This is a genomic window from Ferruginibacter profundus (assembly GCF_054783275.1).
On sequence record NZ_BAAGQW010000001.1, the window covers coordinates 1,844,165 to 1,868,350 of the forward strand.

At 40.0% G+C, this 24,186-nt stretch carries 23 protein-coding genes; 15 read left to right on the forward strand and 8 right to left on the reverse strand.

The window, feature by feature from the left end; all coding sequences use genetic code 11:
• Positions 1-54: 54 nt before the first annotated feature.
• Complete coding sequence (gene xylA / locus ACYVM0_RS07870; RefSeq protein WP_460555024.1) at positions 55-1,383, reverse strand: xylose isomerase; 1,329 nt, start codon at positions 1,381-1,383, stop codon at positions 55-57.
• 97 nt (positions 1,384-1,480) lie between these two features.
• A complete protein-coding gene (locus ACYVM0_RS07875; protein WP_460555027.1) occupies positions 1,481-2,959 on the reverse strand; it encodes a xylulokinase in 1,479 nt (492 codons plus the stop codon).
• A gap of 237 nt (positions 2,960-3,196) precedes the next feature.
• On the opposite strand from ACYVM0_RS07875, the gene ACYVM0_RS07880 reads away from it, so the two are divergent.
• Positions 3,197-4,045, forward strand: a complete 849-nt coding sequence (locus ACYVM0_RS07880) for an AraC family transcriptional regulator (RefSeq protein WP_460555030.1) — start codon at positions 3,197-3,199, stop codon at positions 4,043-4,045.
• A 41-nt stretch (positions 4,046-4,086) separates the two neighbouring features.
• Here the strand turns inward: ACYVM0_RS07880 and ACYVM0_RS07885 are convergent, their stop codons facing one another.
• The 3 genes from ACYVM0_RS07885 to ACYVM0_RS07895 form a co-directional block, all read right to left on the reverse strand.
• A complete protein-coding gene (locus tag ACYVM0_RS07885) occupies positions 4,087-4,611 on the reverse strand; it encodes an endonuclease V (RefSeq protein WP_460556305.1) in 525 nt (174 codons plus the stop codon).
• Positions 4,612-4,614: 3 nt separating this feature from the next.
• Positions 4,615-6,225, reverse strand: a complete 1,611-nt coding sequence (locus ACYVM0_RS07890) for a glycoside hydrolase family 43 protein (RefSeq protein WP_460555033.1) — start codon at positions 6,223-6,225, stop codon at positions 4,615-4,617.
• A gap of 70 nt (positions 6,226-6,295) precedes the next feature.
• Positions 6,296-7,711, reverse strand: coding sequence for an arabinose isomerase (locus tag ACYVM0_RS07895; protein WP_460555036.1), 1,416 nt, complete (start codon positions 7,709-7,711; stop codon positions 6,296-6,298).
• 173 nt (positions 7,712-7,884) lie between these two features.
• On the opposite strand from ACYVM0_RS07895, the gene ACYVM0_RS07900 reads away from it, so the two are divergent.
• Positions 7,885-10,128, forward strand: a complete 2,244-nt coding sequence (locus ACYVM0_RS07900; protein ID WP_460555039.1) for a bifunctional alpha,alpha-trehalose-phosphate synthase (UDP-forming)/trehalose-phosphatase — start codon at positions 7,885-7,887, stop codon at positions 10,126-10,128.
• 88 nt (positions 10,129-10,216) lie between these two features.
• On the opposite strand, the gene ACYVM0_RS07905 is transcribed toward ACYVM0_RS07900, so the two are convergent.
• Together ACYVM0_RS07905 and ACYVM0_RS07910 are read right to left on the reverse strand one after the other, a co-directional pair.
• Positions 10,217-10,900 carry a M24 family metallopeptidase gene (locus ACYVM0_RS07905; RefSeq protein ID WP_460555041.1) on the reverse strand — a complete coding sequence of 228 codons (684 nt, stop codon included), beginning with the start codon at positions 10,898-10,900 and terminating at the stop codon, positions 10,217-10,219.
• Between the two features lie 18 nt (positions 10,901-10,918).
• Positions 10,919-11,488 carry a cysteine hydrolase family protein gene (locus ACYVM0_RS07910; protein WP_460555044.1) on the reverse strand — a complete coding sequence of 190 codons (570 nt, stop codon included), beginning with the start codon at positions 11,486-11,488 and terminating at the stop codon, positions 10,919-10,921.
• A gap of 98 nt (positions 11,489-11,586) precedes the next feature.
• Here ACYVM0_RS07910 and ACYVM0_RS07915 point away from each other — a divergent pair, with 98 nt between their 5' ends.
• The 13 genes from ACYVM0_RS07915 (at position 11,587) to ACYVM0_RS07975 (ending at position 21,455) form a co-directional block, all read left to right on the forward strand.
• Positions 11,587-12,471: a LysR family transcriptional regulator gene (locus tag ACYVM0_RS07915; RefSeq protein WP_460555047.1), complete on the forward strand. Its 885-nt coding sequence runs from the start codon at positions 11,587-11,589 to the stop codon at positions 12,469-12,471.
• Between the two features lie 346 nt (positions 12,472-12,817).
• Positions 12,818-13,885 (forward strand): sensor histidine kinase, encoded by a 1,068-nt coding sequence (locus tag ACYVM0_RS07920; protein WP_460555050.1) that lies wholly within the window; start codon positions 12,818-12,820, stop codon positions 13,883-13,885.
• Positions 13,878-14,573, forward strand: coding sequence for a LytR/AlgR family response regulator transcription factor (locus tag ACYVM0_RS07925; RefSeq protein ID WP_460555053.1), 696 nt, complete (start codon positions 13,878-13,880; stop codon positions 14,571-14,573). Before ACYVM0_RS07920 ends, ACYVM0_RS07925 begins: the two co-directional genes overlap by 8 nt.
• A gap of 138 nt (positions 14,574-14,711) precedes the next feature.
• Positions 14,712-15,407 carry a porin family protein gene (locus ACYVM0_RS07930; protein ID WP_460555056.1) on the forward strand — a complete coding sequence of 232 codons (696 nt, stop codon included), beginning with the start codon at positions 14,712-14,714 and terminating at the stop codon, positions 15,405-15,407.
• 76 nt (positions 15,408-15,483) lie between these two features.
• Positions 15,484-16,200 carry a DUF4386 domain-containing protein gene (locus ACYVM0_RS07935; protein WP_460555059.1) on the forward strand — a complete coding sequence of 239 codons (717 nt, stop codon included), beginning with the start codon at positions 15,484-15,486 and terminating at the stop codon, positions 16,198-16,200.
• A gap of 275 nt (positions 16,201-16,475) precedes the next feature.
• On the forward strand, positions 16,476-16,607 hold the full coding sequence (locus ACYVM0_RS07940) for a hypothetical protein (protein ID WP_460555062.1): 132 nt from the start codon (positions 16,476-16,478) through the stop codon (positions 16,605-16,607).
• A 158-nt stretch (positions 16,608-16,765) separates the two neighbouring features.
• The gene (locus tag ACYVM0_RS07945; protein ID WP_460555065.1) at positions 16,766-17,758 is read left to right on the forward strand and encodes a LacI family DNA-binding transcriptional regulator; all 993 of its coding nucleotides are present in this window, start codon (positions 16,766-16,768) and stop codon (positions 17,756-17,758) included.
• 283 nt (positions 17,759-18,041) lie between these two features.
• The gene (locus ACYVM0_RS07950) at positions 18,042-18,611 is read left to right on the forward strand and encodes an RNA polymerase sigma factor (RefSeq protein ID WP_460555068.1); all 570 of its coding nucleotides are present in this window, start codon (positions 18,042-18,044) and stop codon (positions 18,609-18,611) included.
• Positions 18,612-18,615: 4 nt separating this feature from the next.
• A complete protein-coding gene (locus ACYVM0_RS07955) occupies positions 18,616-18,921 on the forward strand; it encodes a hypothetical protein (RefSeq protein WP_460555071.1) in 306 nt (101 codons plus the stop codon).
• Positions 18,922-18,932: 11 nt separating this feature from the next.
• The gene (locus ACYVM0_RS07960; RefSeq protein ID WP_460555074.1) at positions 18,933-19,421 is read left to right on the forward strand and encodes a Spy/CpxP family protein refolding chaperone; all 489 of its coding nucleotides are present in this window, start codon (positions 18,933-18,935) and stop codon (positions 19,419-19,421) included.
• Positions 19,422-19,482: 61 nt separating this feature from the next.
• On the forward strand, positions 19,483-20,256 hold the full coding sequence (locus ACYVM0_RS07965; protein WP_460555077.1) for a YHYH protein: 774 nt from the start codon (positions 19,483-19,485) through the stop codon (positions 20,254-20,256).
• Positions 20,228-20,830, forward strand: coding sequence for a toxin-antitoxin system YwqK family antitoxin (locus tag ACYVM0_RS07970; RefSeq protein WP_460555080.1), 603 nt, complete (start codon positions 20,228-20,230; stop codon positions 20,828-20,830). The genes ACYVM0_RS07965 and ACYVM0_RS07970 overlap by 29 nt, the downstream gene beginning before the upstream one ends.
• Complete coding sequence (locus ACYVM0_RS07975; protein ID WP_460555086.1) at positions 20,802-21,455, forward strand: SCO family protein; 654 nt, start codon at positions 20,802-20,804, stop codon at positions 21,453-21,455. Before ACYVM0_RS07970 ends, ACYVM0_RS07975 begins: the two co-directional genes overlap by 29 nt.
• Positions 21,456-21,548: 93 nt before the next feature.
• Here ACYVM0_RS07975 and ACYVM0_RS07980 read toward each other — a convergent pair whose 3' ends face one another.
• Positions 21,549-23,987 carry a glycoside hydrolase family 3 N-terminal domain-containing protein gene (locus ACYVM0_RS07980; RefSeq protein WP_460555089.1) on the reverse strand — a complete coding sequence of 813 codons (2,439 nt, stop codon included), beginning with the start codon at positions 23,985-23,987 and terminating at the stop codon, positions 21,549-21,551.
• Positions 23,988-24,186 lie beyond the last annotated feature (199 nt).

The following is a 24,186-nucleotide window of genomic DNA, read 5'->3' on the forward strand; positions in this document are numbered from 1 at the left end:
TAAACGACGGTTGTATTATCCGTGAAAACCTGTGCAGTCCGTGACGAACTCTTCTTAAATAAACCTGTTGATTATATTCTCCAGGTATTCCTGCCTGCCACTGATCACTGCAGGTTCGCCATTTTTGACTGCGTAATCCCTAAGATCTTCCAAAGTTAACTTACCATTTTCAAAGTCCTTACCTGCACCGTTATTAAAGCTGGCATACCTGTCTGCCCGGAATTTTTTATAATCAGATTCATTTAGAATATTATCGGCTACTATCAATGCCCTTGCAAAAGTGTCCATACCACCAATATGGGCATAGAAAAGATCTACCAGGTCGGTTGAATTACGACGGATCTTTGCATCAAAATTGATACCGCCGCCTGCAAATCCATTGGCTTCCACAATTACCAGCATGGCTTCTACCAGTTCATTAATATTATTGGGGAACTGGTCGGTATCCCAGCCATTCTGATAATCGCCACGGTTGGCATCAATGCTGCCCAACATGCCGGCATCTGCTGCCACCTGTAATTCATGCTGAAAAGTATGACCGGCCAGTGTTGCATGATTCACTTCAATATTTAGTTTAAAATCGTTCAACAGGTCAAACTGGCGTAAAAAACCAATTACGGTTTCGCTGTCATAATCATATTGATGTTTGCTTGGCTCACATGGTTTGGGTTCAATAAAGAAAGTACCGGTAAAGCCATTGCGCCTTGCATAATCTTTTGCTGTATGCAGGAATTTTGCAAAATGTTCTTTTTCTTTTTGCATGTTGGTGTTCAGTAAACTCATGTAGCCTTCTCTTCCACCCCAGAAAACATAGTTTTCGCCTTTTAAAGAAATAGTAGCATCCAATGCTGCTTTTACCTGTGCGCCGCCATGTGCCAGTACATGAAAATCAGGATTGGTGGTAGCGCCATTCATGTATCTTGGATTAGAAAATAAATTAGCCGTACCCCATAATAATTTTACACCGCTGGCGTCCTGCTTTTGCTGCAGGTAGGCCGCTATAGCCTGTAATCTTTTTTCATTGTCCGCTACATCGTTGGTATAATCCACCACATCCACATCATGAAAACAATAATAAGGCAACCCTAATTTGGTAATGAATTCAAATGCAGCATCAGCTTTATCTTTTGCTCTTTCTACTGCATCGGTTTTTACATCCCACGGATGTAAGTGTGTGGGTGCACCAAAAGGATCGCCGCCATTACCGCAGAAGCTGTGCCAGTAAGCACAGGCAAAGCGTAAATATTCCTTCATGGTTTTACCACCAATCACCTTATTTTCATCATACCACCTGTAGGCCAGTGGATTATCTGATTGAGTGCCTTCAAATTTGATCTGGCCAATGCCTTTAAAAAATTCTTTGTCGCCTGTAATTACTGACATAATGAAGTTGTTTATGTGTTTATGAATAGTCAATGGTGAATCGCCAATAGTGCATCGTCAATGGTGAATGTTTTATCCCCGACTGACGACACGCCACTCACGACAATGTTTTTTCCAATCCCTGTTTCCATCTGTTGTATAATCCGTCGTATAATTTTTCTTTTGCCGGCTCAACCAGTTTTACCGGTTTAAATGCCCGGAAGGCTTCTTTTGCAGAGGCATAAATACCTGCGCCAATACCTGCGCCTGTTGCAGCACCCACACTGCCATCGCAATTGTACAATTCCACAGGAACGTTGATGGCATTTACAAAGCTTTCAGTAAATACATCGCTTAAAAACATATTGGCTTTACCTGCCCGTATCACTTTGGGTTGAATGCCATTTGATTTCATAATATCCAAACCATAACGAAAGGCAAATGCAATTCCTTCCTGTGCTGCTCTTACCAGATGCCCTGTGGTATGAATATTAAAATCGATGTTCTGAATATCGCTGTTGAGAATTTTGTTTTCAAATATACGTTCTGCACCATTGCCGAATGGCAGTATCACCAGGCCATTGCTGCCCGGTTCAACTGCTGCTGCGGCAGCATTCATTTGTTCGTAACTAAGGCTGTTGCCGGTAATGTTTTTAACCCAGCGGTTTAAAATGCCTGTACCATTGATGCACAACAAAACACCTAATCTTTTTTGTGCTGCGGTATGATTAACATGCGCAAAAGTGTTGACCCTTGATTTTTTATCATAAGCCAGTTCATCTATCACTCCATAAATAACACCCGAAGTACCTGCAGTGGCCGCTACTTCGCCGGGCTCCAGTACATTTAATGATAACGCATTGTTGGGCTGATCGCCTGCCTTATAAGTTACCGTTACTGCATTATTTAATGAAAGCGCCTGCGCCATATCATTTTTTATAGTACCGTGAACTGTAAATACATCTTTAACAGCCGGTATTACCGATTTATCAAAACCATAATAATTAAATACATCATCAGACAATTGCTGTTGCTGAAAATCCCAGAAGATACCTTCGGATAAAGCGGAGATAGAAGTAGTGACGGTACCGGTTAATTTCATGGCAATAAAATCGCCGGGCAACATAATTTTATCAATACGATTGTATACTTCCGGTTCATTTTGTTTTACCCATGCCAGTTTAGATGCGGTAAAATTGCCCGGAGAATTTAATAAATGCGATAAACATTTTTCATGGCCGATAGCATCAAATGCTTTGTTACCAATTTCCACTGCACGGCTATCGCACCAGATGATGCTGTTGCGTAAAACGTTTTGGTCTTTATCAACCAAAACCAATCCATGCATCTGGTAACTGATGCCGATAGATTTAATATCTGCAGGATTGTATTTGTTTTGTGCATGCGCTTTTAAAATTGCCTGTTGCACATTTTTCCACCACTCTTCGGGAGATTGTTCTGCCCAGCCAGGTTGCGGGGCAATTACAGCCGTTTCAATTTCGGGGTATTGTACTGATGCAAGGATGCTACCATTGCCAGCATCAATTACAGCTACTTTAACAGACGATGTTCCCAGGTCAATTCCTAATAAAAGCATACAGCAATTTTAAACTACAGTTCACAACCGTTTTTGAACATCAAATTTGTACCTAATTAGCTGTTTATACAACTGCTATTTTAGAAATAAAATATGCTATCTTATCAAATTATAGTAATTTAATGGCTTAAAAATGATAATATAGCGGCTTTTATGGCCCGCAGATAGCGCTGATGTCGCAGATTAAAACTGTATTTGCTGCGTGATTAGCGAAATCTGCGGGAACAATATAAGATTATGAGAACATTAATTCAGAAGATACATGTAGAAGAACAATATTCCTTTGCCTGCCGGCATTACCGTACACCGGATTTTGAAACCAGCTGGCATAAGCACGAGGAGTGTGAACTGATAGTGATTACCGAAGGGCAGGGCACGGCCATGATCGGTGATTTTGTGGGTGAGTATAAAACCGGAGATATTTATTTTATTGCCAGCGATATTCCACACTCCTTTCGTAAACGGCACCATAAAATGATCGGTGATGCGGTAGTGGCACATTTTAAAAAAGATGTTTTTGGTGAAAGCTTTTTTTTATTGCCCGAGATAAAACATGTATTTACTTTTCTGAATAAAAATGATGCGATACAATTATCCAATAAATTAAAAAAAGAAGTGACCGTTTTATTATTGAGTATGGAAACCGCAAAAGGTTTTGACAGAATTAATTTGTTGCTGCAGGCATTGCAGAAAATGAGTACTTCCAATAACTATATCCGTTTGACCCAGGATTTTTCTTCTCCTGATAATAATATTAATCCCGCCATTGAAAAGATCATTGATTATTCTTTCAAACATTATTTAGAACCCATCACCTTAGAACAAGTAGCTGCCATTGCAGAAATGAGCATTCCTACCTTCTGCCGTTTTTTTAAAAAGAATATCAAGAAGACGTACTTTAATTTTTTGCAGGATCTGCGGGTGAGCCATGCCTGCAAATTATTAACAACCACCAATAAGCCCGTAATGGATTGTTGTTATGAGAGTGGGTATAACAGCTGGGCACATTTCAGTAAACAGTTTAAGCAGATCAAACAAATTACACCATCGATGTACAGGAAGGAGTTTGTGGAAAAGGGTAAGTAGCGGCACGTAGTGAGGCAGAGAGCGCAGCAAAATATACCGTATTATTCTTTAGTGATCCTGTCTAATTCTTTTAAAATAGCGGGTATCCGGAATTCTCCTTTCATATTTTTTATTCTTTCCACTGCATCTTTAATTGGGTAACCAATAGATGAAATGTATAGCGGATTTTTACTTTCGCCTCTCAATAATTCTGCAACGGTTTCTTTATTCTTAAAAAAAGAAGTTTTGGCCACGCCGATTACGGGCACTGACTGGTTTATTGTGTTGTACAAGATTCCACCTAATCCCATTGTTCCATTGTTATCAACATAAATATAACCGTCAATAATTATTGCTTCTATATTATCTAATCGTATTTGCTCTAAAATCTTGAGTATGCATGGTAATTCTCTTTTGTAAAATTCCCCGGGTATATATTCTTCTATGCCATTAATGTTTTCAATAATTATTTGCCCGGGCACATCACTTTCCCAATTGAATAATACACCTACAGCTTTTGCAGTTTGTTCTTTATAATAAACATCGATTGCTAATAACATAGAGCTATTTTTTTGCGCTGCATCCAGGTTCTATTTCTCTACCCTAAACCAATCGACTTCTGCAAAGCCTGCATCATTGATCACCTGCGTTCTTGTACAGAAGAAACCCATGGTAGCGCCGATCCATTTGCCGGGCGTGGCTTTAAATGTTTCAGGTACAGCAGTAAATATTTTTCCATCGCTGCTGTAACTAAAAGTGCACACAGCATTTTTGGTAACTTTTACTTGAAAATATAAATCTCCGGATGGAATTTTTGTAAGCTCCGTTTCTGTTTCGGGTTTGCCATGTTCGGCGTCAATACATTTGGCATAACTTAAATAAAGTCCGTCTGCTTTTTTGGTTACGGCAATATCAGCATAGCTCATTCCTAAAACTACCAGGCCAAATTTTTCACCATTTGTTTTGGGCGTAAATAAAAATTTTGCAGTAGCCGTAAATTCCTCTGCAGGAAATTTTTGGGTGAGTATATTGGGAATATCCCACAAACTTTTTGCTGTATCAGGTCTAAGTACACTATTCAATCGCAGCACACCTTTTAAAGTATAGCAATAGGCCCAGTTTAATTTTGTATTGGCATGCCATTGCCATTGCAGGCCCATTTTATTATCATTAAATTCATCTGATTCATTTGGTGTAGTGACTGGGAATTTTTTGCCTACATTGGGTTTTTTAAATACCATCACCGGCTCCCCGATACCGTTATTATTGTTATCTACTCCCATTGCCGGCCAGTCATTCAGCCATTTCATTGGTTCCAAATGCACTACTCTTCCATAAGCATCTTTATCCTGGAAATGAATGAACCAATCCTCTCCCGTTTGTGTTTGTACCCATGCGCCCTGGTGTGGACCATTGGTGGTTGTAGTGCCTTGTTCCAGCACCACTTTTCTTTCGTAAGGGCCATAAATATTTTTACTGCGCAAAATAGTTTGCCAACCGGTACTTACACCACCAGCCGGTGCAAAAATGTAATAGTAATTATTGCGCTTGTAAATTTTAGGTCCCTCGATAGTTGCATCCAGCTCATGTCCGTCGTAAATCAATACCGCATCACCAATCACTTTATCTCCTGCGGCATTCAATTCCTTCATTATAATAACCGATTTAAATCCTGCCCTGCTGCCGGCCAATGCATGCACTAAATAATTTTTGCCGTTGTCATCCCAAAGCGGACAAGGATCAATCAACCCTTTTCCGGCCTGTACCAATACAGGTGCTGTCCATGGGCCTGTAATATTTTTTGCTTTGGTGAGATAGATACCAAAATCAGGATCGGGATAGTAAATATAAAATTCATTGTTGTGATAACGTATAGAGGGCGCCCACACGCCATTGCCATGTTGTACTTTACTGAAATGTTCAATGGGTGGTTGTTGCTGTAAGGCATGGCCGATGATTGACCAGTTGACCAGGTCTTTGCTGTGCAAAATGGGTAAACCCGGACTTTGATTGAAGCTGCTGCTGATGAGATAATAATCATCACCCACTCTTATAGCATCCGGATCGCTGTAATCGGCATTGATGATGGGATTTTTATACGTGCCATCGCCATTATCTGCAACCCATGTTTTGGATTGTGCATACAGAGATGATCCAAAAAATAATAAAATGATGATACCTGCAATGTTTTTTTTAATCATACAATTTTTATTTGGCCCGCAGCATGCGCAGAAAAAATCATCGGCATCAGCGATATCCGCGGGCCATTAACTAACAAATTTTTACAACCTGCATATTTAACAAGGCTCCCAATTTTTCAATTTTAGAACTGATATGGCCAATACCCACAGCGCAATGATGTGCAGGGCCGTGACTATTCCAATCGTTGGTGAATTTTTTTGCGCCGATAGAAAATTTATACCTGCTGTTGGTATTACCAATTTGTAATATCGGGCCGGCTACAGATTCACCTTCGGCAACCTGCAACATTAGTTTGCCGTCAGCCGTTTCAACAACTGATAATAAAGTTACGGGGCCATTCTTCACCGACATCTCAACAGATAAACCACTACCTACTTTTCCATGGTACACTCCCAACGGACGTACTTTTGTTTTACCTTCTGCAATGGCAATATGCCCCGGGCCATCATGGCCCATCAACACAACATCAGCAGCAAAATCCATTGCATAATATTCTGTAAAAGATCCACCGGCACCAAAGCTATCCATGATCTTCATGGCCTGCGCATTTTTTATTTCATATTCACCTGCAACAGGAATACCGTTGGCAGTTAATAAAGAATTACCAATAATGATTGATGCAATAGCATTTTCATTTTCTTCGTTGCCGGAGCCTTTATAATAGTAGGCCATTGAGCCAAGTTGATGTTGTGCTACTAATTTATCCAATGCAACAGAAGTGATTGCTGCATTCTCTAATTCCTTTTCGGAACAATCGGGTTGTACATCAAATTTCCCGTGCAATAATTTTATACGGTCTTGTATTTCTGCTGCAGTAACTGTTTTGCGATGCGCTACTAACTCTTCTACTTCCAACAATTCAATATGCCCGCCGAAATAAGCATATTGCCTGGTCAGGTCAGTATAAATATCTAACATACCGCTGTAGTAGTGCCCCATGCAACCCATGCGGTTGTACGCCATCGTATGCATTACTTTTGCAGCTTGTACCCATTCCGTAATTTCATTCCAGCATTCATCATCGTTATGCAGCATGCCGGTTACCTGGTGAAATTTTATTCCTGTTCGGTTGAACACATTGGCTATTTCAGGAACAGGACATGCAGAACAATATGCCAGCCACTCTCCGGTCATTTTTGTACGATCGGCCATACCATTGAACGAAGTGTAATCAATGGCAGCTCCGGGTGCCAGGTTAAGAATGATAACAGGTACTTTTGCCCTTTGCACAACCGGCAATACGGTTGATGATAAAGCGTAAGTGGTAACGTATAAAAAAATGATATCAACATCCCCGGTCTTGAATAGTTTTCCTGCAGCGAATGCTTTATCAGTTGTATCAACCAAACCTGCATTTATAACACCGGGATTAATGGCTGCCAATTTATTTTCTACCTGTTGCAAATAATTTTCCAGGCGCTCTTTTAAACCTGCAAACTGTGGCCAATAAGTATCAAGGCCAATGCCAAATAATCCGATTTTCATTCTATAGCAATTTTAATCGTTTTTTAATTTACAAAATTTGTTGTTAAAGATAAAGCTATCGGCAATAGAAAAACTAACAGTTATGAGCTGTATGGTTACACAATCCTTAGCATTTTGCTTTGTGGTATAATGTTTGACTATGGAAGTACAACCCTACTATAGAAAAGCACTTTATGGGAAAAACAATTATTATCTCCAACAGGTTACCGGTTAAAATTGCAGTTAAAGAGGGCAATTATAGTTTTCAACCCAGCGAAGGCGGGCTTGCAACAGGGCTTGGATCGATTTATAAAAATGGTAACAGTGTGTGGCTGGGTTGGCCCGGTTTATTTGTTGACGATGAGCAGCAGAAAAAAGAGATCGATAAAAAACTGGGCGCCATTAACCTGCATCCCGTTTATTTAACCAACGAAGAGATCAACCAGTATTACGAAGGTTTTTCCAATGAGATCTTATGGCCGGTATTTCATTACATGCCCACCTATGCCCGTTACGAAAATTCTTATTGGGAATACTATAATGTAGTGAATAAAAAATTCTGTGATGCCTTCCTGAAAATTTATCAGCCGGGTGATGTGGTTTGGATACATGATTATCATTTACTGCTGTTACCCAAAATGATACGTGCGGCACAACCATTTGCCAGCATTGGATTTTTTCAGCATATTCCTTTTCCTTCTTTTGAACTGTTCAGGTTATTACCCTGGCGTACAGAATTGCTGGAAGGTTTATTGGGTGCCGATCTTATTGGCTTTCATACTTATGATGATGCCCGTCATTTTCTCGGCGCCAGCAATCATATTCTTTCGGTAAAATCTTCGCTGAACACGGTGTTGTACAATGACCGGAAAGTAGTAGTGGAATCTTTTCCCATGGGCATTGATGATAAAAAATTTATCGGCCTTACCAATGATAAAGAAGTGTTGCAGCATATTGAACATTTAAAAAACAGTTTTGCCGATGTAAGGCTTATACTTACCATCGACAGGCTGGATTACAGCAAAGGTATCTTGCAACGCCTCCAGGCATTTGACCTGTTATTGGAGAACCGGCCCGACTGGAGAGAAAAAGTTTCTTTATACATGATCGTTGTACCATCCAGAGATACGGTGGCTATGTATAAAGAGTTAAGAAACGAGATTGATAAACTGGCAGGTAATATCAATGCACGGCACCGGACCAATACCTGGACGCCGATCAATTATTTTTATCGCTCCTACCCGGTGGAAATGCTTTCTGCATTATACCAGTTTGCTGATGTATGCCTGGTAACACCCATGCGTGACGGTATGAACCTGGTATGCAAGGAATTTGTGGCCAGCCGTGTATCGCATGATGGTGTTTTGATTTTGAGCGAAATGGCTGGTGCTGCAAAAGAATTGATCGACAGCATAATTGTAAACCCCAACAATATTGTAGAGATCAGCCATGCTATGCTGGCGGCATTAAATATGCCTGCAACAGAACAACAGCGCAGGATGAAACAAATGCAGGAACTGGTAAGCAAGTACAATGTGCAGCATTGGGTAGAGACTTTTATGCGCAGGTTGAATGAATTGGAAAAGCCCAGGCAGGTTGAAGTATCCAGATACCTGAGTTTTTTTACCGTCCAGTATATCCGTAATCGTTATGTAAGGGCTAAAAGAAGATTATTGCTACTGGATTATGATGGTACGCTGGTAAATTTTGATACCGATATTAATGCTGTTTCTCCGGATAAGGAATTACTTGATATTCTGCAGGACCTTGTAAATGATGAAGGCAACAAAGTAGTGATCATCAGCGGAAGGCAACATACCACTATGGAAGAATGGTTTGGAAAAATGGCCGTTGATATGGTGGCAGAGCATGGTGTATGGTTAAAGAAAGCCGGTGGCAACTGGCAGGAAACCATACAGTTTAATGTGGACTGGAAAAAACAATTGTTACCGATTTTAAAAGTGTATTCGGACAGGGCGCCCGGATCATTTGTAGAAGAAAAATCACATTCACTGGCCTGGCATTACCGTGGTGTAGAAGGCGGCATTGGCGAATTGCGGGCCAACGAGCTGATGGGTAATATCCGTTACCTGATAGCCGACCAGCCCCTGCACATGCTGCAGGGCAATAAAGTGATTGAAATAAAAAGCAGTGAGATCAATAAAGGAAAAGCTGCATTGGCCTGTATTACCAATGGCAACTATAATTTTATTATGGCCATTGGCGATGATGTTACTGATGAAGATATGTTTAAAGTAGTAAGGCCTTTTGGTATCACCGTAAAAATTGGCACCAACAAATCAGCAGCGGCATTTCATTTTAATAATTCCAGGGAAGCCCGTGCTTTGCTGCGCAACCTGCCTTCTAAATTACTCATCACAAAAATATTAGATAAGCTGATACATATTGTACCCTATCCATCATTTGGAAAGGAATAATGCCGGGAGAACAAAATATTAAGGAGCAGTTTATGAAAACCCGGATCAGGATGTTGCCATTCTTATACACAATACTGGTTTGCCTGCATTACACCTGCTCCAGCAGTTGCTCAAAGAAACCACCAATATTATTTACCCTGTCTGCAAATTGTATCTCTAAGATCCAGTGCCTGCTATTGCCGTTTTTATCTGTAAGCAAAATACTGCTGTGGTTATCCGGATGAATATCAAAACAGAGATCTTCCGGATCATCGGGTTGTTCATGAGGAAAGGGGCCTACCAAATGCCCGGCTATTGCATTGCCGAATTCGTAGCCATACCGTTGAGTAAGACTGGTTATATAATTGAAAAATTCAGCGCCGGTAAGACTGCTTTGATGAGCATACCAGTCTTTCGCTTCATACCATGCAGCTTCAACATCTCTTTTTATTTTTAGTTTCAAAGGATCACTTCCTATAACATAAGTTCTTCCCAGGTCGGCTTCATAGCCCTGAAAAACGGGGCCGAAATCCAATACCACGATGTCATCGGCTTCTATGATCCTGTCAGGCGGATTACCATTAAAAGGTTGCAGTGTATTAACACCTGAACGTACAATTTTTTTATGCCAGTAGTTTGTTATCCCGAATTCTGTTTGGGCAATTTGCACAATTTCTTCCACCAGTTGCGATTCAGATTTTCCCGGAATAATTAATCCCCGTGCCTCCACGGTATTAAATAATGCTTTTGCCTTTTGCTCGGCCAGCAGCATTTTTTGTTTTGTTTCGTGCATAAATATTTGTTGACAAGATCAGATATTTTGTTTTATAAAATTGGTAGTCACCACAGTTGCAAACTCTTTGTTTAAACTTGCAAGTGCCGTTTCATGGATCAATGCTGCAGGATAATTGGTGCCATCAATTCCCTTTTTATTAAACGTAGCTGTTGCATCAGCTACCAAAAAAGTTTCAAAGCCCAGATTACCAGCCATTCTCACCGTAGTGGACACACAGTGATCGGTAGTTAACCCGGCAATTACAAGCGTGGTAATTTTTGCCTGCGCTAACCGGGCCTGCAGATCAGTGCCGATAAATGCACTGTTGACATTTTTCTTTATGATTGCTTCCCCTTCAACGGGCATAACCAGATCATTAAATGCATTGCCGGTATGGCTTTCATGAAGCGGAGATAATGGATTGGAGGAGCAATGTTGTATATGGAACACGGGTAAATGATGCATTCTCCAGCAGTGCAGTAATTCACAGGCCTTTGTTGCTGCATCCGGGTTATTTCTTTGCCCTCCCCAATATTCAATATTATCAAATCCCTTTTGAATATCTATAAGCAATAGGGCCGGGCTTTGTGATTTTGTTAATGCCATCGATGGAAAAATTAGTTTCTGAAAGTGCAAAGCAACATTGTTTTTCTGATACCAGAAAATGCTTAGTTTTGATTAATTGATAACTTATTCTGATCACAATGGATATTCAGCAAATCAAAAACTTCCTTGTTTTATGCGATACGCTTAATTTCAGAAAAGCTGCTGAGCAGATCAATATTGTACAACCGGCTTTAAGCAGGCAAATACAATTATTAGAGAATGAAATACAGGCTTTATTATTTAACAGGAATAACCGGACCGTTTCTTTAACTGCTGCGGGCATCTTTTTCCAGAAAGAAGCTGGCAGAATTATACAGGACCTGGATAAAACAATTACACGTACCGCTCAATTGCATACCGGCGAAGCGGGCGAAATAAAAGTGGCGCATTCAAGTTCTGCCATGAACACTGTAGTGCCTGCTTTTTTAGTAAAGGTTAAACATACCTGGCCCCTGCTTAAAACCATTGTGCAGGAAGCCTCCAACTTCAGGCAAATAGAAATGGTGCAGGCAAGAAAAACAGATCTTGGAATTGCGCCCAATATCATGCTACCACCCGAAATGAATTCCAAAATTTTATACAAAGAAAATTTTGTATTGCTATTGCCGGGCAACCATCCTTTGTCAAAAAAAAGAATAACAGATCTTTCTATTCTAAAAAATGAAACTTTCATTCTGCCGCAACTTTCAACAGGGACAGGTTATGTAGAAACCATTTTACAGGTATGCCAGAGCTACGGCTTTAAGCCAAAAGTAGCACACGAATCTGCACATGCTGCAGGCGTACTGCGCCTTGTGGAGGCAGGCCTCGGCATTTCCATTGAACCTATCTCTTCTGTTCGTGGCACCAATATGAATATAAAATTGGTTGACTTGAAATTCCTGCCGCAAAAAGCAGTGATGACATTATTCTGGTTACAGGAACGGGAAGACGAATTGAGCAGGTTTATACAAATGTTTCAGGCTTCAAACTACCTTCGATAACTCCCCATTCGCAGACAAACCCGGCCTGTTGGTATATTATTTTCTGCCGTACTGTAACCGCAGGCTTACTTTGAATTTAAAAAAAGAATCCCTTGCTTGTAATTATATTTTGTGTATTGGTTGCTTGCGTGAGGATATATGTAACAGAACAGACGCCCTTATTGAAAAGGCAGTTACGATAACAGGGAAATATGACTAAGAAATACTAGCTTGTACAACGATCAGGAAAAGCAATAAAGGCAGCCGGCAGTTCATTTTGAAGACAAATAAGGCCTGTTTGCATATCATTTGCTCCAATACCACAATAATAAAGGACCTTCATGCCACAGGTGAGACATTTTGGAGTATGAGAAAATCATTTATTTTATTATTGCATACCGGCTTTTGGGTTTGTTACTTCGGGTTGATAGCCATCATGCTGGGTGTTTACTATAGAAGCAGTGCCGGTGCAGGCAGCCAGGCTCCCAGAATTTTAAATGCTTTGAAAAATCTTTTCCTGTTTGCTTTTATTCCATCGCTTACTTCGTACTGGGCATATTATTTTATTTTGTTTCCCAGGTACCTGCAGCATAAAAGAGTATTCCTGTCTGTCATTCATGGCATTGCTATTTCTGCTGCGGCTGCAACGGCAGGCTATATCCTCATCAGGTATTCAATAGAATCGGGTTATATGGCAGATATGGATGATGGCGGTAAACATGGCCGTTCTACTGCTATCACTGTGATAGTGGCGATGACGCTAATTGGAATGGTTACAGGAACTGTGGCTTTGATCATACAAGGGTTCATTAACTGGTTCAACGAAAAAAAATTGAAAGAGGCCTTAAAAGAAAAGAATCATGAAATGGAAATGGCCCTTGTAAAATCAAAAATTGATCCGCACCTTTTGTTTAACACCATTAACAATATCGATTCACTGATTATAAAGGATGCCGTTGAAGCATCTGACTATTTGAATAAATTGTCGGATATTATGCGGTTTATGCTGTACGAAACAATGGCTGAAAAAATATTGCTTTCGCAGGAAATTGAGTACATAGAAAAATACATTGCTTTGCAAAAAATAAGAACCGCCAACATAAATTATATACATTTTACCGTATCGGGCAATGTTGGCAATAAATCTATTGCCCCCATGATCTTTATCCCATTTATTGAAAATGCCTTTAAGCATACCACCAATAAAAAACTTGAAAATGCCATCACCGTTACTATTCTTATCACTGATACGAAAATAAAAATGGTGTGTGAAAATAAATTTGATGCAAAGCCCAAGATCCAGTCATTAAACAGCGGACTGGGTAACGAACTGATCCAAAAAAGACTGCAGCTTATTTATGCGGATAAACAGCTTTTAGAAATAAACAAAAACAACGAACTGTACAGCGTTCACTTAACAATCAGCAATGGATAAATATACCTGCATCATAATAGAAGACGAACCCCTGGCACTTGAAAAAACAAAGGATTTTGTAAACAAGGTCCCGTTTTTAAACCTGAGTGCTACTTTCGACAATGCACTGAACGGGCTAACCTATTTGAACAACAACAAAGTAGATGTTCTTTTTTTAGACATCAATATGGATGAATTATCAGGCATTGAATTACTGGAGAGTTCTAAAATAACCAGCCAGGTAATTATAACTACTGCGTACCAGGAATATGCTTTAAAGGGTTACGAATTGCATGTTACCGACTACCTGCTAAAGCCATTTACTTTTAATCGCTTTTTACAAGCCGTAAATAAAGCGCAGGAAAATCTGAATCAGCGGATGACAGAAAAACAACTGGATTTTATTTTTGTAAAAACTGAAAACCGCCTTGAAAAAATCATGATCAGCGATATCCTGTACATAGAAGGTATGAGAGATTATCTGCGCATTCATACTTCCAATAAAAAGATCATGACCCTGCAGAGTTTTAACGAACTTGAACAGCTGTTACCTGCTCACCTCGTATGCCGCGTACACAAGTCGTACATGATTGCCATTAACAAAATAGAATCGATAGAACGCAGCAGGATAAAAATTGCAGACCAGTTAATTCCTGTATCAGACACTTATAAAGAAGCTTTTCTTCAACTCATTAACAGCAGGGCATAATCCTGCTGAAATTTGGAAGATTAAAAACTGCTTTTGGAAGACGTACTCCCCTCCTTTGCATAGCTGAATTGCAGGCCCACACTCAGTCATATACTTTTGCTTTAATTAATCAAAACGAAAAATTAAAAAAAAAGAATTATGAAAAAAGTAGTACAAACCGGGGTTATCACAGGTATGATATTCCTGTCGGCAACAGCAATTAGCCAGACTCAAACCGCAGCATTAAAAAAATCAGGCGATGATAAAAAAACTGCAGCAACTTACCTGGACCTGATGGTTAATGTGGTAAGTACCAACATAAACTATGGCGGCGCAAACAGTACCCTCACTGATTATAAAAAATCGAATAACGGCATACAGGCCGGCGCTTCCTTCCAGGCTGGTATTACGCCGGGGTTTTCAATTGTGCCTGAATTATATTTTATAAGAAAGGGGGGAAAGTTAAACACCGGTAATCCTTTAACCTCCAATGAGTCAGTTATTCACTTAAACACAATAGAATTACCGGTGCTGGCCCGTTTTCATTTTGGAAAATTCTATTTAAATGCAGGACCATCCATTGCCTATAACATTAGCGGAACCAGGAAGCTGGAGGAAGTATCAACCAAACTCTCCTTTACCAATTCAGCTGAAGGCTTTAAACGCTTTGATGCCGGTGTGCAGGCAGGCGGTGGTGTTGCGTTTCCGGTTAAACAAAGAAGGATTGCGCTGGACATCAGGTACAATTATGGCTTAACCAATATCACTTACAAAAAGGAAATCTATAACAGGGCTGTAATGGTGAGCGTACATTTTTCTAAACCCTGGAAAAAGAATCTATCGGGAAGAAATTAAAAAAATACTATTGTCCTTTACAGCAGTGCCGTTTATCAGCGTGCAAAAAAAGCAGATCAATTTTAAAAAATAAAAAATGACTACCAAGCAAAATACAGCAATTGCTGCAGCGGTATCAGCAGCAAAAGTTCCGATGAGTGCATTGCGAAAAACTTCGCTGGTTGCAGGCATACTATACCTGCTTACGTTTGTTTCCATTCCCACGCTTATACTGTACCGCCCAATACACGAAACAAATTACATTACCGGTTTCGGACCAGACACTGCGGCCGTTACCGGAGGACTGCTGGAGATCATTGTGGCACTCGCCGGCATGGGCACTGCCATTATACTTTACCCGGTACTTAAAAAGCAAAGCGAGGGCCTTGCGCTGGGGCTTGTTGCCTGCCGCATACTTGAAGCCAGCACCATGTTTGCAGGTGTAGCCTTTATTGTATCAATAGTAGCTTTGCGGCAGGAAGGTACCGGTACTATAGCAACGGGCCATGCGCTTGTAACTTTATACGACCGTATCTTCCTGCTTGGGCAAAGCTTTATGCCTGCTTTAAACGACCTGCTGCTGGGCTTACTGCTTTACCAGTCGAAGTTAGTACCCAGGGTACTTTCCCTGGTTGGTATTATTGGAGCATTCCCTTTACTCGCAGGTTACTTCGCCGTGCTATCCGGTAGCATCGGGCAGCATGAACCGTTAGCAGGGTTAGCTGCATTATTAGTTGCGCTATTTGAATTTTCACTGGGCATCTACCTTGTTGTAAAGGGCTTCAGGCCATCAGTCATCACCACAGATCACTAAAGCCTTATCATGCTTTACCGGCTGGCACAAGCCAGGTTATACAATAACACATGATGAAGAAGAAAACTGAAAATAATTTTCCAAAACATCAGTAAAGAGCAATTCAATGATGTAACTGCAGTAATAAATACAACTGTAGCAGGGGATTTTGCCCCTGCAATTTTTACCCTTATGGATTTATGGAATATCCGGCGCCGCAGCAACACCATACTTTATTCAAATATCTATCTGTAACAAGTACACTAAATAATTTATACCCGGATGATATTTGCTTTATGGCTGATACGAAACAAAAAGCAGCCGATAAAATTGAGCATAATGCTACTTTCAGCGAATTACAGTACAGTTTTGGCTCTGCCATTCAACAGCCATTATTTGAGCTGAGTAAAGAGCTGCCAATAAAATAGTGGCTGAAAAACGCTTCTCTGTTTTCCACCACAAAGTACCAGCTGTTGCCCCGGAAAAGTAAAGGATACTGCTTATCTTTTACATTCCGGTATCTGAATAAATTGCAGTATGCTATTCACTACGTTATTTTTAGTTTTTATCTTTATTTTTGTTCACTATGACAATAATTGAGATTGCGAAAAAATTAGGCGTTTCCCCCTCTACCGTTTCGAGGGCTTTGAACAACAGTCACCAAATCAGCAAAACAACCAGGAATAAGGTCAACGAATTTGTAAAAGAAATTAATTTTCATCGTAATCCGCAGGCCACCAGCTTAAAGCGTGGCTCAACCAAAACGATTGCCGTTATAATACCCGAGATCTCCAATCATTTTTTTACACTTGCCCTTAACGCTATTGAAGAAATAGCCAACCGCAATAAATTTCATGTACTGATCTACCAGACACATGAAAATCATGACAGGGAAGTGGAGATCATCAATGAATTATATAATGGAAGAGTGGATGGCGTTCTTATATCAGTAGCCGGCAGCATTGACAAAGACTTTTCGCATATCGAAAATCTCAGCAATTTTATACCGGTTGTTTTTTTTGACAGGGTGATCACAAAGGAAGGCATACCAGCAATTACCTGCAACGATTATGAGAGCGGATTGAAAGCTACTGAGCACCTGGTTAAAAAAGGTTGCTCCAACATTGCATTTATCGGAATTACCGATCAGATTTCTGTAACCAGTGCAAGGCTTGCCGGTTATACCGAAGCACTAAAAAATAATGGCTTACCTGTAAAAAAGGAAAATATTTTATTTTGCAGCAATGAAAAAGAAGCGGAAGAAAAGATAAAAAATGCACTTGTACAAATAAAGCCTGATGGCATTTTTTCTACGGTGGAACGCTATACCTTGTTATTGTACCGCTTATGCAATGAATTAAAAATCGCTATCCCCGGAAATTTAAAAATCATCAGCTTTTTCAATTCGCCTACTGCGGCTTTGCTGGCCCCTCCTCTATCATCAATTATTCATCCGGCAACACAAATGGGTGCGGCTGCAGTGGAATTTCTTTTACAAAAGCTTAAGCATAAGAAGGACGACACTGAAAAGAATATCATTTTTGATTGCACTTTTCATTTCAGGGAATCCAGTATTTAGTAGTAACCATCCCTGCTACTGCTGCAACAGAAGCGCTGCCATCACTCTTCAAGGCATTTTTTTTAAATTTTGCATATTGTTTAATGCAAGCAGCATCATTGTATAAAATGCTGCAACAATTTCGGCTCTCTCATACTTCGCTATGTCACCGTCGTTACAAGACGTCAATTTAACCGGGCAACTTCCGCCTGCCTTTTATGTTGTAATTAATGAAATAAATATTTAAAAAAATAGCCCCATTGCGAAGGATTTTTTTTTGAGCAGCATCTATATAGCATAACTATTGGACGAACAGGAATTGATACAGCAATTAAAGCAAGGTTACGAGCCTGCTTTCCGTTGGCTGGTAGATAACTACCGCAACGGAGTGTATTATACTTTACTGAACCTGTTGCAGAATGCAGAAGAAGCTGAAGACAGTACACAGGAAACCTTTATCGGCGTTTTTGAATCAATAGGTACATTCAGAATGGAGTCTTCCCTGGCAACATGGATAAACCGTATTGCAGTACATAAAGGGCTGGGGAAAATAAGAAAACAAAAAGTAAGACAACGACTGCATGCTATTATGCCCTGGTGGATGCCGGAAGAGAAAAAAAGCAGTGAGGCAAACTTTCTGCACCCGGGAATATCACTTGAACGAAAAGAGAAAGCGGCCATTTTATTTAAAGCTATTGCAACATTGCCTGAAAAACAAAGACTGGCATTTACATTGATAAAAGTACAGGGCATGAGTTATAACGAAGCCGGTGCCATTATGCAACAAAATACAAAAGCCATTGAATCATTGGTCAACAGGGCTAAAATTAATTTGCAAAAAGTATTGGAACATAATGCCAACACACAATATTAGTAATATGAAAAATAAAGTAACCCCATTAGTGGATGAATACCTGGAAAGCATTGAGGGTTTGCAGCAAACAGGAACCGGTGATTTTTTTTATACCCGGTTAAAAGCCAGGATGAACACACGACTACCCACGCCAAACTGGGGACTTCCTTTTAAACCGGCTTTGGTAATATGTACACTCTGTTTATTACTGATTGTGAATGGATTCATGTTGTCCAGGCAGTTCAGCAATCAAAAAATTAATGCTGCGGAGAAATCTTCTTTGCAAAAATTTGCAGAATCATATGACCTGGTGGTGTCACCCTCTTATTGAAATAATAAAATATGAATACGGCAATAAAAAATAAAATATTAACCTGGCTGGTGGTATTGTTATTAATTGGAAATGTAACAAGTATTGTGCTTTTCTGGATGAACAGGAATACGCAATTACCTGCTTCCAAAGCAACCCCCACTGAGTTTCTTATTAAAGAATTAAAATTTGATATCAAACAACAGGAACAACTGGAATTATTAGTTGCCCGGCACAAAGAGCAAGTTCCGCCACTGAGAAGAAATATCAGAGCAAGTAAAGAAGCGCTATTTGATCTGCTGAAAGTATACAACCTAAGCGACAGTGCAAAAACAGCTGCTTTAAAAGCCGTGAGTGTTAACACGGAAGCACTTGACAGCGTAACATTTACTCATTTTCAAAAAATAAGGGAACTGTGTACGCCCGAGCAACAAAATAAATTTGACCAGATCATTCACCAGGTAACGGCAATGAAAGCGCAATCAAGACCCGGAGATGGACCCGGCCCGGGACGGAACTAATACCGATCCCCCCAAAAATTTATTCAAAAAAGTCTTTAATAAAAAATAAAACAATTCATTTATGAACAGAAACCACATTGCATTTATTGCAGCTTTACTTGGTATAGTTGTAATTTCTACTGCCTGTAAAAAAGACAGCACTACTGATACAGCTACCGGAGGAGGTGGCACCACTTATCCTGTGCCGGCCGTGTATTCAAAAATCTATGGCGCAAGCAGTATTACATCCGATGGCACTTTTATCACCATCAAAACAAATGGCCTTCCGGATTATAAAAGTGTTTACTATCCTCCAACAGATCCCATGTACGAAGCATTCAGCGGCACCACTTTTGGAGGCAATACATTTGTAAAAAATCCTAATACCATAGCTGCCCAGAATTATACTTTTAAAATTCCGTTAAACCCTGTAATGGCCACAACACATGTTGCCACTCCATTGGGCGCTATGGGAGTTGCGATCAACGGTATTCCATTATATAATCAATATGCAGCACCTAATCAACCGCTAACCACAGAAGTAATCAGCTTTGATAAATACTGGGGACACCCCACTGCAACCAGCAGGTATCACTATCACGTAGAGCCGCTTTATCTAACTACAGTAAAGGCTACCAAGTCGTCGTTACTGGGCTTTTTACTGGATGGCTTTCCCGTATATGGCCCCGAAGAGAACGGAGCCGCAGTTACCAATGCTATGCTGGATGCCTATCATGGACATACGCATGCTACTGCAGACTTTCCCAATGGCACTTATCATTACCATATCAATAATACAGATCCTTATATAAACGGAAGCGGATATTATGGAACACCAGGCACGGCTACATTTTAAAGCCGCACTATTATTTTTTTGCATCGCCGTTACCGGTTGCACCGCCGTAACAGAGCAACAACCACAACCTGTTTCTCTGCTGCTGCTTAATACTACCGATACGGGCATTAAGAATAAAAACGGCATCATTTATTTTAATCAACAGGTTTTTAGCGGCGTACTTTATTCCTTGTATCCGGCTACTACAGATACGGCAACAAAAGCATCTTATTTAAATGGCAAAGAACATGGCATTTGGGTAAAGTATTATCCCGGAGGTAAATTACAAGAGCAGAGAGAATTTAATAATGGCAGGAAGACCGGTACACTGTTTACCTGGTGGCCAAGTGGCCATAAACAAATGTATTGTTTATTAAAGGATGATGAATATGAAGGTGTAAGCCGTGAATGGACAGATAGTGGCGTACTGGTAAAAGAAATGAATTACCATAAAGGGCAGGAAGAAGGTAGCCAGAGATGGTGGTATGATAATGGAAAAGTAAGGGCCAATTATATTATTATACGCGGAAGAAGGTACGGATTATTAGGAACAAAACATTGCACCAATGTATCAGACAGCATTTTTAAGAATTAGCATTTTATTACTGGTAATGTTCACTTCCGCATGTACCGGCAAACAGGTAAAGGAACAACTACCCTATTATAATTCACCGGATTTTACACCGATGTTTTTATCAACCGGCAAAGAAGTAACTGAAAAAATAAAACATACCATCAGTACATTTTCTTTTACTGATCAACTGGGTAAAACAATAACAGATAAAAATATTGATGGAAAAATCCATGTCGCCAACTTCATCTTTACACGATGCGGCAGTATTTGCCCTGTTATGACCAGGCATATGAAATTACTGCAGGATCAATTCAGCCAGGACCCTGATATTGTTATGCTTTCTTTTAGTGTAACACCATGGATCGACAGCGTAAGCAGGTTAAAGGAATATGCAAAGAACAATGACATCACCGCCACAAACTGGCACCTGTTAACAGGGAATAAAGCTGAAATATATAAACTGGCAAGGCAATCATATTATGCCGAAGAAGACCTGGGCTTTACTAAAGACAGTACCCAATTTTTACACACTGAACATATTTTATTAATTGATAGAACCAAAAGAATTCGAGGAATATATAATGGTACATTACAGCTGGAGATGGAACAGTTAATTAAGGATATAAAAATACTACAAGACAATTAAGTAAAACCTGCCGCATTTAACTAAATAAGAACGTGGCTATAATAATTATCATAGCCACGTTCATTAAAAACATATTTTTTATTGCCCGGTAATTTATTGTGTAATATTAAATTTCTTTTTCAGTCTTATATCTTCACTCGAACTTCCTATTAATATTTCGAATGTTCCCGGCTCTACTACCCACTTCATATTTTTATCCAGCAATTTTAAATCATCTGGCTTAATAACAAATTGTACTGTTTTAGTTTCCCCGGCATTTAATGAAATTCTTTCAAATCCCCTTAGCTGCGATTCATAAACGGTTACACTACTCTCTTCGTCTTTAAAATAAAGCTGCACCACTTCGTCGCCTTTATATTTTCCTGTGTTTGTTATGTCAACTGATACATTGATATTTCCTTTGCTGTTTTGTTGTTCGGGTGTAACAATAAGATTGCTGTACTTAAATGTGGTGTAACTTAATCCATACCCAAAAGGATATAAGGCGCCATATACATTTGTGGTACCAAAACCATTTGGCCCATCGCCGGGCTGGCCCGCATGCGAACCTGGTTTAAAAGGAAAATTAAGTTCTATCTGCCCGACTGTTTTAGGAAAAGTTACCGGTAATTTTCCACCTGGGTTATAATCACCAAATAAAGATTCTGCAATAGCAGTGCCCCCATCAATACCGGGAAACCATGCTTCAATAATGGAAGGAAGAAATTTATTGGCCCAGTTGATGGTCAATGGCCGTCCATTAATTAAAATCAGCACTACAGGTTTTCCTGTTGCATATAATGCCTGTAATAATTGTAGTTGCTTACCCGGCAAATCCAGCGATGTCCTGCTCCTGCTTTCGCCTACAATACTTTCATCCTCTCCCATTACAGCAATAATCACATCGCTTGATTTTGCTTTTGCAACGGCATCATTAATATCGCTTGTTTCTTTTGCGGTGAGAGCCAGCGGAAATATTTCACTTTCCGGCCAGGTGGCATCAACGGTTTCGCATCCTTTTGCGTAATCGATTGCGGCAAATGATGCCGCATAATTTTTTATGCCTTCCAAAACAGAAATTACTTTTACATTATTGGGACCATAGCGGCTCATGGAATGCAAAGTATCTGCAGCCAGCGGGCCGGTGACCAATATATTTTTTACAGCAGCCTTATTGAGCGGCAGCAGACCATTGGCATTTTTTAATAACACCAGCACTTCTCTTGAAGCCTGCTTTGCAAACAATTTTGCGTCGTCATTATTCACAATCACATCTGCCAGTTCCGGTTTTACATAAGGATCATCAAACAAGCCGAGTTTAAATTTTACCCTCAGCACATCAGCCACTCTTGCATCCAGTGTTTTTACAGCAATCTTTTTTTCATTTACCAGTTCCCTTACCGGCGTGATATATTTCTGGGGCATATCAAAATCGGTTCTTACATTAAGGCCTGCTTCTACCGCCTGCCGCACGGCTTCTTTATATGAGCCTGCAACATGATGTTTAGATTCAATAAATTCAACGGCCCTGCTATCGGAAACCACATACCCGTCAAATCCGTATTCCTTACGAAGCAATTGCGTTAAAAAATAATAACTGCCGGTTACAGGTTCCCCATCCCAATCGTTGTAACTGCTCATTACACCAACCGGGTGTGCTTCCTGAATAACCCTGCGAAAAGGATACAAATAAAGCTGATGTAATTCACGGGGCGCCACATGCGGATCCGTTCTTGCATTGCCTTCCCTGCCACCTTTGGGTACACTGTACACTGCAAAATGTTTTACGGTTGACCCCACACCTTCACTTTGTACACCCAATACCATTTGTTTGCCCAGCTCCGCTATTAAAAAAGGATCTTCGCCGTAACTTTCCACGATCCTTCCCCAGCGCTGGTCACGGGCTACATCCAGTATTGGCGTGTATACGTTAGTGTAACCCAAAGCTTTTGTTTCTCTTCCGATCACCTGGCCTTCTTTATAAATCAGGTGCTTATCCCAGGTACTGCCCATTGCAATGGGTGCAGGCATTGCTGTTGCCCTGTCGTGTGCCAAACCGTGTATCCCTTCATTGGTAAAATCCACCGGAATGCCCAAACGGGTTTCTTCAATAAACCATTTTTGTGTTTGATTAATAGCTGCCGCATGCCGGCTGTAGGGAAAAGAAAGTACCGTTCGCATTTCTTTACGAAAAGTAGTGTTCGCCAATTGTTCATCAATATTGGCAATACCATCTTTCCATATTTTATTTTTCCAATCCGCTGCAGGTAAAGTATCTTTTAACACCCGGCCAAATCCATACAGGGTTGCCAGTTGCACGGTTTTTTCATTCAGCGTCATTTGAGTCAGCAGGTTGGCAACCCTTTTTTCAACTGGTTGCTTACTATCTTCAAACACATCTTTTTTCCCGTTCTTATTAAAATCAATCCATCCATTTTTATAAATAGAAGACTGGGCATGTAAGGGGCAATTAAAACAATAAACTGCTATACATACAATACCTGTCTGCAATATATTTTTTCTGAATTTTTTCATGGTAATTGAGCGAAGCATACCGTACTGCATAAAAATTAAAAATGTAATTAAAAATTAAAACGCAATATCGTACAATATTGTTCAACTGCCGGTTAAAACAAAATATCACAACATTTACCTGCGACAACGTTGTAGTGGATTTCTGCTATAAAATAATCAGCATATACTAAATTTAAAAAACATTTTTTTAACCAAATATCTAAATGATGAAAAAAAC